Origin of the sequence: Maribacter algicola, from assembly GCF_003933245.1 — a bacterium.
GTDB classification, from domain to species: domain Bacteria; phylum Bacteroidota; class Bacteroidia; order Flavobacteriales; family Flavobacteriaceae; genus Maribacter; species Maribacter algicola.
The window spans coordinates 2,145,580-2,159,040 of sequence record NZ_QUSX01000001.1 but is presented as its reverse complement, the minus strand read 5'-3'; the positions used below and the strand labels follow the sequence as shown (position 1 = coordinate 2,159,040).

Below are 13,461 nucleotides of genomic sequence, written 5' to 3'. Positions count from 1 at the left end.
ATTTGCGCCTTTAAATAAAACAACATGCAATTATCCGAACAAGAGGTAATACGAAGAGAAAAGCTGGGGAAATTAAGGGAATTGGGCATCAATCCCTATCCCGCCGAATTGTATCCTGTTGATACCACATCAAAAGGAATCAAAAATGGCTTTAAAGAAGGCAAAAAGGTTACCATTGCAGGAAGGCTGATGTCGCGGCGGATACAGGGAAAAGCATCCTTTGCGGAAATTCAGGACAGTGAGGGCCGTGTACAGGTTTATTTCAATCGGGATGAGATTTGTACCGGTGAGGACAAGACCCTATACAACGAGGTTTACAAGAAACTGTTGGACATAGGTGATATCATTGGTATAGAAGGGGAACTGTTTACCACCCAAGTGGGAGAAAAAACGGTCATGGTCAAGAACTTTAAAATGTTGAGCAAGGCCCTTAGACCCCTTCCCCTTCCAAAACAGGATTCCGAAGGAAAGGTGTACGACGAATTCAATGATCCCGAATTGCGCTACCGCCAGCGATATGTTGATTTGGTAGTAAATCCAAAAGTAAAGGAAACCTTTATTAAACGGACCAAGATTACCAACAGCATTCGGGAGTTTTATAACAGCCGAGGGTATTTGGAGGTTGAAACGCCCATTTTACAGCCCATTCCGGGCGGTGCAGCCGCCAGGCCTTTTTTGACCCATCACAATGCATTGAACATCCCTCTATATTTAAGAATCGCGAACGAATTGTATTTAAAAAGATTGATCGTTGGTGGTTTTGACGGGGTATATGAGTTTTCCAAGGATTTCAGGAACGAGGGTATGGACCGTACCCACAACCCGGAATTTACGGTAATGGAATTGTATGTGGCCTACAAGGATTACAATTGGATGATGGCTACCACGGAGCAATTGCTGGAAAAAGTAGCCATGGATGCCAACGGGTCCACAAAAGTTACAGTGGGTAATCACGAAATCGAATTTAAGGCGCCGTATCCCAGAGTGCCTATTTTGGAAGCGATAAAAATCCACACAGGAGTCGATGTTTCCCAAATGGAGGAGAACGAATTGAGGGAAACGGCCAAAAAAATGGGCATTGAAGTGGATGACACCATGGGTGTTGGTAAATTGATCGATGAGATTTTTGGCGAAAAATGTGAGCACCACTATATACAACCCACTTTTATTACGGATTATCCCAAGGAAATGAGCCCGTTGACCAAGGAACATAGAACAAATCCTAGACTTACGGAGCGTTTTGAGCTGATGGTAAACGGTAAGGAATTGGCCAATGCCTATTCTGAGCTGAACGACCCTATTGATCAACGAGAACGTTTTGAAGATCAATTGCGACTCTCAGAAAAAGGGGACGATGAGGCTATGTTCATTGACCAGGATTTTCTAAGGGCCTTGGAATATGGAATGCCACCTACTTCGGGTATAGGAATTGGCATAGACCGTTTGGTGATGTTGATGACCAACAACTCATCCATCCAAGAGGTATTGTTCTTTCCGCAGATGCGGCCGGAGAAAAAACCCATTCAACTTTCGGATAATGAGAAGGCCATTTTCGACATTCTCAAAAAAGAAAAAAGCATGTCCCTGGATAGCCTAAAAACCCAATCCGGGTTAAGCAACAAAGCTTGGGATAAGGGAATCAAGGGTTTGACAAGTCAAAAATTGGCGAAGGTCCAAAAGGAAAATGATGAGTTATTGGTGTTATTAATGGAATAAGTGTTTTTATTTTATCATGTAAATTCTTCGGAACAATTATTCTTAAAAATTCACATAAAAAAATCATAGTTTAGACCCAATTTGAAAAAACCCATGGGACTAGGCAAAAAATGGGGGCTTATTCTGGGCCCCATTCTATTTTTACTTGTGATTAACCTACCCGTTGTTTTAATTTCGGAACAAGCGGATGCGGTAATCGCCGTTGCCCTCTGGATGATTGTTTGGTGGATTACGGAAGCTGTTTCCATATCCGTTACGGCCTTACTCCCGTTGTTACTGTTTCCTATCCTAAAAATCATGCCCATGGAGGATGTTGGGGCCAATTATGGAAGTCCGATCGTTTTCCTGTTTTTTGGGGGATTTGTCATGGCTCTGGCTCTGGAAAAAGTAAACCTCCACAAACGTATAGCACTCTCTATCATTCGCATTACGGGTACTACACCCAACAAGGTCATTTTGGGATTTATGATCGCCACTGCCACGTTGAGCATGTGGATCAGTAATACGGCGAGTACGGTGGTCATGCTGCCCATTGCCATGTCCGTCATACAATTATTGATAGATGATGCCGATGGATTCACCAAGAGCGACCGCAATTTTGCCCTAAGCGTGATGTTGGGCATTGCATTCTCCGCAAATGCAGGCGGCATCGCAACGGTCATTGGAACCCCACCCAATTCGGTACTCATCGGGTTGTTGGAAAATGAATACGATATTGAAATATCCTTTTTGAAATGGATGGTCATCGGGCTACCCTTTTCGGTGATTATGATAGCCCTTTGCTATTTCGTTTTGGTAAAATTCATGTTCCCCAACGGTGCCCTGAAATTCAATGCTTCCAAAAGTATTATAGACAGTGAATTGAAAAAGCTGGGACCTACATCGGCAAAGGAAAAAATGGTATTGGTCATTTTTGGGATTACCGTTTTCCTTTGGGTTTTCAGGACCGTCATCAACTCCATTTTTCCGTTTCTGGGCTTGTCCGATGCCATGATCAGTATCTTCGCCGCAATCGCGCTTTTTGCACTTCCTTTTAATCTAAGAAAAGGCGATTTCATCTTGGAATGGAAGGATACCCAGAAACTGGCTTGGGGCATACTCATACTTTTTGGTGGGGGATTGGCCCTGGCGGAGGCCATGTCCGTTACGGGGATTGTTGACCTTGTCGCGGGAACCATCGCAGAAAGTGAGGTAAGTGTGCTATTTACCGCCGCCCTTTTGATATTTTTGATGTTATTCATGACGGAACTAATGAGCAACGTAGCACTGGTGGCCGTATTGGCTCCGGTAGTTGCTGGAATCGCCATAGGTCTGGGACTACCCATTGTTTATTTGTTGATACCTATTACGATGGCAAGTAGTTGCGCCTTTATGCTACCCATGGCTACGCCACCCAATGCCATTGTTTTTGCCAGTGGATATATTAAGGTCCATGAAATGGCCAAAGCAGGCATCGTTCTAAACCTAATCGCAGTGCTACTATTAGTTGGTTTGTTTCAATTTATCCTTCCCATGCTTTTTTAGGAACTTGACCTAAAAGAACCTGAAACTTTTGAAAATACTCCAAAAAGATAAAGCCCTTGCTGGCGCAAAGGCTTTATACCTAACTAATTCAGTCCCGATGGCTATCGGGTTAAAAATGATATTGCCTATATAACAGACGCTGAAAAATCAAGATTGTTACAAAATAGGCTTATGATTTTGTTAACAAGACCTTAAATTAATTTTTCGGTTCTTTGAAAAGTTGACCAAATTCCAAAAATAAATGCATAAAAAATTACTGTTTCCACTGCTCGCAGCGTTCTGTTTGCTTAGTTTTCAAACTTCCGAGGCACAAATTTTCAAAAAGAAAAACAAGAATACTGATACACCGGCAGAGAAGCCCAGCAAGGACAAAATACAACCCTATGATAAAGTCATTACAAAGGAGGCGAAAACGGATACAGGGCTCTTCGATGTCCATATAGTTGACGACAAGCATTACTATGAAATCCCAGATTCCCTGTTCAATAGGGAAATGTTGATGGTTAGCCGTATTGCAAAAACCGCTTCTGAAATAGGTTTTGGCGGTGGAAAGATAAATACCCAAGTACTGAGATGGGAGAAAAAGGACAAAAAAGTGCTCCTACGTGTCGTATCCCACGACGTAGTTGCGGCCGATTCCCTACCCGTACATGAAGCCGTCGTAAATTCAAACTTTGAACCTGTTTTGTATGCTTTTGATATCAAGGCCTTCAAGAAAGATTCCCTTAACCCTGCAACCGTAATCGAAGTGAATGACATCTTTACCAAAGATACCAAGGCCTTTGGAATGCCGGAATCCTATAGAAAACGCTATAAAGTTTCTCGCTTGGATGATAGTCGAAGTTTTATCGAAAGCATAAAAAGTTATCCCTTGAACGTGGAGGCCAGACATGTAAAAACATACTTGGCAGGAGAACCTCCCAGCAATGGAAGTCTGGGTTCCATATCCATAGAAATAAACAATTCCATGATACTACTGCCAAAGGAACCTATGAAAAGGCGATATTTTGACCGAAGGGTTGGTTGGTTCGCAAGGGGACAGGTGGATTATGGACTGAATGCCCAAGAGAGCAAAACCATCACCTTTTTGGACCGATGGCGTTTGGAAGTGAAAGACGAGGACATGGAAAAATTCAAGAGAGGGGAGCTAGTAGAACCTAAAAAACAGATTGTGTATTATGTGGATAGGGCAACACCCAAGCAATGGGTACCTTTTATAAAAAAGGGTATAGAAGACTGGCAAGTGGCCTTTGAAGAAGCAGGCTTTAAAAATGCCATCATAGCAAAGGACCCTCCAACACCCGAAGAGGACCCGGATTGGTCCCCGGAGGATGTGCGTTATTCCGTGGTTCGGTATTTAGCTTCTCCCATTCCCAATGCAAATGGCCCGCATGTTAGCGATCCGCGTAGTGGTGAAATCTTGGAATCTGACATCAACTGGTATCACAACGTTATGAGCCTTTTACGCAACTGGTTCTTTGTACAGACAGCGGCGATAAATCCGTCCGCACAAGGAGTGCAGTTCGATGAGGAAGTGATGGGCAGGTTGATCCGTTTTGTCTCTTCGCATGAAGTCGGTCATACATTAGGTTTGCCCCATAATATGGGTAGTAGTGTTGCCTATCCGGTGGATTCATTACGTTCAGCAAGTTTTACTAAAAAATTTGGAACGGCACCATCCATAATGGATTATGCCCGTTTTAATTATGTGGCCCAACCCGGTGATGAGGGCGTTGCACTAATGCCGGGCATTGGTGTCTATGACAAATATGCCATTAAATGGGGTTATAGGCCTATTATGGATAAATCAGCGACCGAGGAAAAACCCATCTTGGACAAATGGATTTTGGAGCATGCAGGTGACCCTCTGTACAGGTTTGGCCATCAGCAGGTGGGCGATATCGTAGATCCCAGTTCCCAAACGGAGGATTTGGGCGATAATGCCATCAAGGCGAGCCAATATGGCATAGCCAATTTGCAAAGAATCGTTCCAAAATTGATCGAGTGGACCCAAGAAGACGGTAAGAACTATGACGACCTAGAAATACTCTACGGACAGGTCATCGCTCAATACAACAGGTACATGGGCCATGTTTCGAACAACATTGGTGGGGTCTATGAATATCATAAAACCTACGACCAAGAGGGCGTGGTGTATACCCATGTAGCTGCGGAGCATCAGGAAAACTGTATGGAGTTCCTACAGGAGGAATTGTTCCAAACCCCTGAATGGTTATTAGATCAGGATATTTTTGGAAGGATACAGTATTCCGGATTCGTGGAACGTATCCGCTCCTTACAGGAACGTACCTTGAACAACATTATGAGTCTTGGTAAAATGGCGCGCTTGGTCGAAAACGAGTTGGCCAATGGGGACGATGCGTATACCTTGGTGGAAATGATGGACGATATAAGAAAGGGAATTTGGTCTGAATTATCTTCGGGAAGATCCATAGATACGTATCGAAGAAACCTACAAAAGGCCCATGTGGACCGTTTGGCCTATTTGATGACGGCCGAGAACCAGAAAAAGTTATCGGACTTTGGCGGCTATAGAAAATCTACCGAAGTGAATACCAGTCAGTCCGATATACGTTCCGTTGCAAGGGCAGAATTGAACCTGTTAAAAAGAAATATTAGAAATGCCATTGGCAAAACTTCCGATAGAATGAGCAGGTATCATTTAGAGGATGTTACCGAGCGAATTGACCACATTTTAGACCCGGAATAAAAAATGGTGTTTTTTGCCATCATCGACCAAATACCAAAAAATCCGACGAAAATATTCGTTTTACCACATTAGAATTGTATTTGCCATCAAAAAAAGCCCGTTTCACAACAATGGGCTTTTTTGTACGTTCTTATTTTATAGTTTAGAATCAAAATTATCAAAACCCCCAAATCATGAATAATAAAATCAAAAGCCTAATCTACCTAAGTTGTTTTATCATCGCTGCCGTGTTCTATCATTTTCAAATTAATGGTGAATCCGGTCAATTGGTACCTCAAAATGAAGAAATGGCCAAAGCTGATATCGTTGTAGAACCTTTTTCTGAAAATATCAGCAACGAAGCTGTCCAATAAGAACATCAACTAAAATATATAAAAGCGCGACTTTATTTGTCGCGCTTTTTTTTTGCCCCAATCGTACAAGTGTAGTTAAATTCCTCTTAAATGGTGACCACATTTTAAACCTTTCGAGTTGCAATTTGTCCTATCTACAAAATCCATAAAAAATAACGTGATGAGAAAAGTTGTATTAGCGGCCCTTTTATTGGTAGGCATTACTGCCATGGCGCAAGAACAGAACAGAAAAGAAGGTAGGAGACATATGGCGGATTTAACTCCTCAGCAAATGGCAACACTTCAGACCAAAAGAATGACTTTGGCCTTGGACCTTACCGAAGACCAGCAATCCAAATTACAGGAAATGTTCGCCAAAAATGCGGCCGAGAGGAAGGCCAAGATGGAGGCCCACAAAGCCCGAAGGGAAAGCGGGGAATCTTTATCAGATGATGAGAAGTTCGCCCTACAAAACGAACGTCTGGATAATCAGATCGCCCATAAGGAGGAAATGAAAGCGATCCTTGATGACGCACAATATGCCAAATGGGAAAAAATACGTGCCAAAAGGGGAAAACATGCAAAAGGAAAGGACCGCAAATATAGGGCGGAGAAAAAATAGGTTGTTTAGTTAGTTGATTGTTAGGAAAAGACCTTGTTTTAATAGCAGGGTCTTTTTTTGTGGATATACAAAAACAAAAGTTTATGATATTTTGAAACTCTTTTTCAAATCATTGTTCAAAAGAACCTGGCCGTAAAGGTGCGCTTAAATATAAGCCAAGGATTTAATACAAAAACGTAACAAAAAGGCCCTGTTTACGTCCTATAAGAAATTCATCAATCAATCAATCAAACAATCAAACAATCAAACAAACATGATTCTTTTACGAAAAAACAAGTTCAAAGTAGTATTGGGCACAGGTCTTCTCGCATTACTTTGTATACTTTGGGAAAAGTACAATGGCGGAGTGATTACGCACCATTTGCTGGCAAGGAAGGATTTGCCAGGTATTTCCAATTGGTGGGGTTTATTGACCCTGCCTACCTTAGCATGGATTTCCCTTTCCGTAATATTAGAAAGACAGAACAAGAACCAAGGAATCGAAAATACGGTAATACGTCGTTTTCTGGCAGCCTTCCTTTTTGGGGCTCTAGCTTCCTTGTTATGGGAATTCAAGTTGGATGAATTCCTCCAATACTATATTCTTTTGCCCCTTCCCATTGCTCTTTTTAAACGGCTCCATTTACCGGAATACCTGTTGGGTTTTGTAATTGGAATGCTTTTTACGTTTGGAGGTATACTGCCTATTATTGTCGGTTTGGTTTTAATGCTTCTATGTTTTTTGATTTACAAATTCGTGCGAATCTTAAAACTCTTGTTCTGAAAAATGGAGAGCCAAAAAATACCTATATAAAAAATGACAACAGGATGAAAGCGATAATCTGTCAAAAATATGGACCGCCGGAGGTATTAAAAACAGTTACCTTACCCAAACCTGTTCCCAAGGACGATGAAGTTCTGGTCAAAATAATGGCAACTGCAATCAATTCGGCAGATGTTAGGATACGAGGGCTCAAAGTAAAAGGGATCATGAAACTGGTCATGCGAATGGTCATTGGTTTCACCAAACCCAGAAAACCTATTTTAGGAACCGTTTTTTCGGGTAGGGTTGAAGCGGTTGGTAGTAAGGTCACCCACTTTAAGATTGGCGAAAATGTCTTTGGAATGACTGGATTAAAGTTTGGCACCAATGCGGAGTATATCGTCATAAATGAAAAAGCCAATATAACCCTGGCCCCCATGAATGCGACGCATGAAGAGTCCGCTGCCATTATTTTTGGCGGGCAATCTGCCATTTATTTTTTGGAGAAAGCGGGAATAGCAAAAAAGTCTAACATAAAAGTCCTAATTTATGGGGCGACCGGCTCTGTTGGAACAGCGGCCGTTCAAATTGCACAATCTCACAATGCCGATATTACCGCGGTGTGCAGCACCCGGGGTATAGCATTCATAGAAAAATTGGGCGTGAACAAAGTGCTTTTCTACGACCAAGGGGAGTTCGAGGAACATACATCCAAATACGATATTGTTTTTGATGCAGTTGGAAAGGCCTCAAAGAAAAAGTGTAGGTCCTTGTTGGAGAAGGATGGGGTTTTCAAGACCGTTGAAGGTATGGAAGTTGCTTCAGAGGCTAGAAGCCAATTGGAAAAACTGAAAGAGCTATTTGAAATGGAACAGTACGATGCCACAATAGATAAAGTATTTCCCATGGACCAAGTTATAGAAGCTCACCGTTATGTGGAACAAGGTCGCAAAAAGGGAAATGTTGTGCTGTTAATAGGGTGAAATAGTAAAACTTCCTACTCATACCCTAAGGCTCCATATATCCTATTCCAAAAGAATCATTAAATTGAAAGGGATTTCAGTTTTACCAACATCATCCTAAATTACCAGATTTGCTTTCCTATAAAACCAAACGAAAATCTAGAAAAATTCTATCCTTTGGTATTATCTGGACACTATTGGGGTGGCTATTTCTATTTATTGAACAAACGGCACTCATTGATGCCAAGGCTTCGCAACAAGAGGCTATTGAGGTAACCCCGAAAATTTTTTTATTTGCTAGTTTGGCCGTTTTCTTGGTCGGGATGGTCGTTGGGTATCTGGAACTGACCTTTTTGAACAAACTATTTATTAGAAAACCCTTCTACAAAAAGGTCTTGTTCAAATTATTTTTTTACCTGATATTATTCTCACTGATCATGTTGGTATTATACCCCATTGCGTCGAGTATAGAGCTTGGTGTGCATTTATTTTCAGCTACGATTTGGCAACGCTATATGGATTTCCTATTCAGCACGGTGCATTTAAGTACTTTGGTCCAACTATCGGCCTCCTTATTTATTTCGCTAATTTATGCCGAGATAAGTGACAACTTAGGCCATGGAGTATTGCAAAACTTCATAATAGGAAAATACCATAGGCCAAAGGAAGAGCATCGCATATTTTTGTTTACGGATATGAAGGACTCCACTGCCATAGCAGAAAAACTGGGGACTAAGAAGTACTTTTCCTTTTTAAGGGACTATTATGATTGCCTGGAAGACCCCATTATAAAATTTGGCGGGGATGTGTATCAGTATATTGGTGATGAAATCGTAATAACCTGGGCGTATAAAACAGGAATTAAGGAAAATAACTGCCTTCGTACCTTTTTTGAAATGAAAAAGGCTCTTCAGGCAAATACCGAATTCTTTCTTGAAAACTATGGTTATATCCCTAGTTTTAAGGGAGGTATGCACTATGGGGAAGTAACCACAGGGGAAATAGGGGCTTTAAAAAAGGAAATCGTTTTTTCAGGGGATGTTTTGAATACAACGGCAAGAATACAAGATGCCTGCAATACCTATAATTCAGATTTATTGCTTTCCCAGGAATTGGCGAAACTTCTTGATTTTGATAAAGGCTTTGTTTTTTCGGAAATTGGGGAAGTTTCCTTAAAAGGAAAGAATGAATCCTTAACCTTGGTCAAGGTCCAAAAAATTAATCCGAAGTAATTACTTATGATAAAATTCTTTAGAAAAACCAGACAAAAACTATTGACAGAAAAGAAGGTAGGTCGATATCTGGCCTATGCTTTGGGGGAAATTGTACTTGTGGTCATTGGGATACTTATTGCTCTGGCCATCAATAATAAAAACCAAAAAAACCTAGAGAAAAAAACGGAACAGACTTACCTTCAAGGCTTAAAAGAAGAATTTTTGACCAGTAAGTCCAAGTTAACGGAACTCCTGACCATTAACGAACAGAATATTGAAGGCGCTAAAAAACTATTGGCCCTAACGAATTTGAAGGACTCGCTTCCTTCAGAACAGGAATTTTCCAAACTTCTGTTTCAAACATTTGTTTCTGATATTGCCTTTAACCCTAACAACTCACTGCTAAACGAAATTATCAACTCTGGGAATCTAAAAAATATCAAGAATACCGACCTAAGAATTATGCTTACCAATTGGTTTGCTACCCTTGAGGATATTTCTAGGCAAGAAAAGGACTTATTGCTACAGCGGGAAAATTTGCTGGATATGTTCAGGACCAACCAATATAGTCTGGAGACCGTTTTTAAGGACGTCGGTATTTATGCTGAAATGGGTTTGGCCCTAGGAGACGAACCTAAGTCCAATCTAGGTTTACTGTCCTCCAGGGAATTTGAAAATAAACTCTTAATGTTTATAGTTACAAGTCGTGCCACTGGGGATATCCACTATCAACCCCTACTGCAGTACTTGGATTCTATTTTGGATACTATTTCAAAGGAATTGGACTAGAGAATATTATTGTATCTAATTGATTTTCAATAATTTTATTAAATAGTTTTGTGCACCAGACAAACTGACCAAAAGAAAAAATTTATACTTTAGATATAAAGTAATCTAAGATGACGCTTCCAAAAAAACAACTCCTAAACATGCTAGCCCCATTGACTTTACTCTTAGTTCCTTTTGTTGGTATGCAATTTTCCAACGAAGTTACTTGGAGCCTGAGTGATTTTGTAATAGGTGGCCTACTTTTATTCGCCGTAGGACTAGGAATCAATTTTATTCTTCTGAAAATAGGACCAAAATTTCGTGTTGCTTTTATAATAGCCCTACTCGTACTTTTTCTTATGGTTTGGGCAGAGTTGGCCGTGGGTGTTTTTGGTACACCTTTCGCAGGAAGTTAGACCTTTTTTAATACGTAAATCTATTGCTATGAAAACTATGACATGCAGACAATTGGGAGGCGCTTGTGAGCAAAAATTCCAAGCTGAAAATTTTGAGGAAATGGCTGAACTGAGCAAAAAACATGGAACAGAAATGTTTCTGAAGGGTGATGAACCACACCTGAAGGCCATGGAGAATATGAAGTCCATGATGCAATCTCCCGAAGCTATGCAAAACTGGTTTAAAAGTAAACGAGAGGAATTTAACGCACTTCCTGAGGAATAATACTAACTTAGGTCCAAATTGTCCACCACCTCAATAGTTGCGTCCAAATCTTCATAGGATAAAGCGTCATTGAGGAAATAGCTTTCAAAAGCGGATGGAGGCAAATAGATTCCCTGATCTAACATACCGTGGAAATACTTCTTAAATGTATCGTTATTCCCTTTTGCCGAAGTAGCAAAGTCCATAACAGGTTCATCTGTAAAGTGAACTGAAATCATACTTCCAAATCGGTTAATTTGATACGGAATTCCTTTTTTATCAAGAGCTTTGGAAAGGCCAATGTGCAAATGGGCCGTTTTTTCCTGAAGGCTGGTAAATATCTCCGGATTGTTATTGAGTTCGGTCAACATGGCCAACCCGGCACTCATGGCTAATGGGTTACCACTTAAAGTTCCGGCCTGATATACTGGTCCATCGGGTGCCAAATATCCCATTATCTCATTATTAGCGGCAAACGCGCCTACGGGAAGTCCGCCACCAATAACCTTTCCAAAACATAAAATATCCGCTTTTATGCCCAGGACCTCCTGAGCCCCTCCCCTTCCTAATCGGAATCCGGTCATGACCTCATCGAAAATCAAAAGGATATCGTTTTCATCACAAAGTGCCCTAAGGCCGTGGATAAATCCATCAGTAGGAATAATACAGCCCATGTTTCCGGCAACCGGCTCTATGATAACCGCAGCAATTTCGCCTTTATTGGCTTTTATAAGTTGTGAAACACTTTCCAAATCATTGTAAACGGCCAACAAGGTATCCTTTGCAGTGCCTTGGGTAACCCCAGGACTGTTTGGGCTACCGAAGGTTACCGCCCCACTACCTGCCTGAATCAAAAAGGAGTCTGAATGCCCATGGTAACATCCGGCAAATTTTATAATTTTATCCTTACCTGTGTACCCCCTTGCCAATCGTACGGCACTCATACAGGCTTCCGTTCCACTGTTCACAAATCGGATTTTATCGATATTGGGTACCATGGAAACGGCCAACTTTGCCAGTTCGGTCTCAATTTCCGTAGGCATACCAAAGGAAGTTCCCTTCTTGGCCTTATCGATAATGGCATTTAAAACCGGCTCATAGGCATGTCCCAAAATTAGGGGTCCCCAAGAAGCGATATAATCTATCAATCTATTTCCGTCCTCATCGTACAAATAGGCACCTTTGGCTTCCTTTACAAAAATAGGTTCGCCCCCTACCGCCTTAAAGGCCCTAACCGGTGAGTTTACTCCACCTGGTATATATTGTTTTGCCTCCGCAAAGAGTGCACTACTTCTTTTGTAAATCATCTGTTATTTGTTTATGGAAGTGGATTTTACCAATAGCTTTTGACCAATGGATAGTCCAGCATCCCTTAGATTGTTCATCCGCATCAATTCGTCCACGGATACGTAATACCTTCTAGAAAGGGAATAGAGGGTATCGCCCTTTTTAACGATGTGGACTGCATCGGAATCGGTTACAACGACCCTATCATCAACATAACCTGTATCCAATTTGCCACCGTCATAGGTATAAAGTTGGTGTTTTTCTATCAAATAGATCAATTTATGGGGGTATCTTTTATCGGTAGCATATCCTGCCTTTTTAAGTCCATGTGCCCAACTTTTATAATCCGTGGGCTTGTAGTCAAAAAGAAAGGCATACCGACTTCGAGTCGTTAAAAAAATACTGTGGTCCCTAAAGGAATACATTGGGTGGTTATACTTTCTAAAACACTCTCCTTTGGCATCATCATCATGAAAATCATAATCTCCTTCCCATCCCGTATGGCATTTGATCCCGAAGTGGTTATTGGTCTTAAGTGCCAATTCCCCTTTACCATAACCGCTTTCAAGTAGTCCTTGGGCCAAGGTAATACTGGCGGGGATACCATAGGCCTTCATTTCAAGCTGCGCAATTTCCGAAAACGTATCTATATATTCCTCAATAGTCTCTATCCTAAACTTTATAAATTTCCCGGAATCTTCGGGCATGGAAGTATCTCCTTTCGTTATGGAGGATTTGGTTTCCCCATTGGATTTTCTGCTCTCTGCCCTTACATTTTCGGTGCGGAGTCTATCGGAATATGCTTTTTTGGATTTACATCCAACGACACCAATGGCCAACAACAAAAGCACTAAAATTTTCTTTTTCATCTACTCAAAATCATTTCTTTTAAACAGGTTAGAT

General features: G+C 41.2%; 13 protein-coding genes. 11 read left to right on the top strand and 2 right to left on the bottom strand.

Annotated features, from left to right (window positions below):
* Positions 1 to 24 precede the first annotated feature (24 nt).
* The 11 genes from lysS (at position 25) to DZC72_RS09115 (ending at position 11,292) form a co-directional block, all read left to right on the top strand.
* Positions 25 to 1,716 carry a lysine--tRNA ligase gene (gene lysS / locus DZC72_RS09165; protein ID WP_125222521.1) on the top strand — a complete coding sequence of 564 codons (1,692 nt, stop codon included), beginning with the start codon at positions 25 to 27 and terminating at the stop codon, positions 1,714 to 1,716.
* A 93-nt stretch (positions 1,717 to 1,809) separates the two neighbouring features.
* Entirely contained in the window at positions 1,810 to 3,240 is a 1,431-nt protein-coding gene (locus DZC72_RS09160) for an SLC13 family permease (RefSeq protein WP_125222520.1), read from the top strand.
* 241 nt (positions 3,241 to 3,481) lie between these two features.
* On the top strand, positions 3,482 to 5,971 hold the full coding sequence (locus tag DZC72_RS09155) for a zinc-dependent metalloprotease (RefSeq protein WP_125222519.1): 2,490 nt from the start codon (positions 3,482 to 3,484) through the stop codon (positions 5,969 to 5,971).
* A gap of 173 nt (positions 5,972 to 6,144) precedes the next feature.
* On the top strand, positions 6,145 to 6,324 hold the full coding sequence (locus DZC72_RS09150) for a hypothetical protein (RefSeq protein ID WP_125222518.1): 180 nt from the start codon (positions 6,145 to 6,147) through the stop codon (positions 6,322 to 6,324).
* Positions 6,325 to 6,484: 160 nt separating this feature from the next.
* Positions 6,485 to 6,925: a hypothetical protein gene (locus DZC72_RS09145; RefSeq protein WP_125222517.1), complete on the top strand. Its 441-nt coding sequence runs from the start codon at positions 6,485 to 6,487 to the stop codon at positions 6,923 to 6,925.
* Between the two features lie 253 nt (positions 6,926 to 7,178).
* Positions 7,179 to 7,688 (top strand): hypothetical protein, encoded by a 510-nt coding sequence (locus DZC72_RS09140; RefSeq protein WP_125222516.1) that lies wholly within the window; start codon positions 7,179 to 7,181, stop codon positions 7,686 to 7,688.
* A gap of 44 nt (positions 7,689 to 7,732) precedes the next feature.
* Positions 7,733 to 8,650, top strand: coding sequence for an NAD(P)-dependent alcohol dehydrogenase (locus tag DZC72_RS09135; RefSeq protein WP_125222515.1), 918 nt, complete (start codon positions 7,733 to 7,735; stop codon positions 8,648 to 8,650).
* A gap of 110 nt (positions 8,651 to 8,760) precedes the next feature.
* Positions 8,761 to 9,861: an adenylate/guanylate cyclase domain-containing protein gene (locus tag DZC72_RS09130; protein ID WP_125222514.1), complete on the top strand. Its 1,101-nt coding sequence runs from the start codon at positions 8,761 to 8,763 to the stop codon at positions 9,859 to 9,861.
* A 6-nt stretch (positions 9,862 to 9,867) separates the two neighbouring features.
* Positions 9,868 to 10,632, top strand: coding sequence for a DUF6090 family protein (locus DZC72_RS09125; RefSeq protein ID WP_125222513.1), 765 nt, complete (start codon positions 9,868 to 9,870; stop codon positions 10,630 to 10,632).
* Positions 10,633 to 10,784: 152 nt separating this feature from the next.
* Positions 10,785 to 11,027: a hypothetical protein gene (locus DZC72_RS09120; RefSeq protein WP_243641686.1), complete on the top strand. Its 243-nt coding sequence runs from the start codon at positions 10,785 to 10,787 to the stop codon at positions 11,025 to 11,027.
* A 28-nt stretch (positions 11,028 to 11,055) separates the two neighbouring features.
* Positions 11,056 to 11,292, top strand: a complete 237-nt coding sequence (locus DZC72_RS09115) for a DUF1059 domain-containing protein (protein ID WP_094997610.1) — start codon at positions 11,056 to 11,058, stop codon at positions 11,290 to 11,292.
* A gap of 2 nt (positions 11,293 to 11,294) precedes the next feature.
* On the opposite strand, the gene hemL is transcribed toward DZC72_RS09115, so the two are convergent.
* Together hemL and DZC72_RS09105 are read right to left on the bottom strand one after the other, a co-directional pair.
* On the bottom strand, positions 11,295 to 12,578 hold the full coding sequence (gene hemL / locus DZC72_RS09110; RefSeq protein ID WP_125222511.1) for a glutamate-1-semialdehyde 2,1-aminomutase: 1,284 nt from the start codon (positions 12,576 to 12,578) through the stop codon (positions 11,295 to 11,297).
* 3 nt (positions 12,579 to 12,581) lie between these two features.
* Positions 12,582 to 13,427 (bottom strand): glucosaminidase domain-containing protein, encoded by an 846-nt coding sequence (locus DZC72_RS09105; RefSeq protein ID WP_125222510.1) that lies wholly within the window; start codon positions 13,425 to 13,427, stop codon positions 12,582 to 12,584.
* Positions 13,428 to 13,461 lie beyond the last annotated feature (34 nt).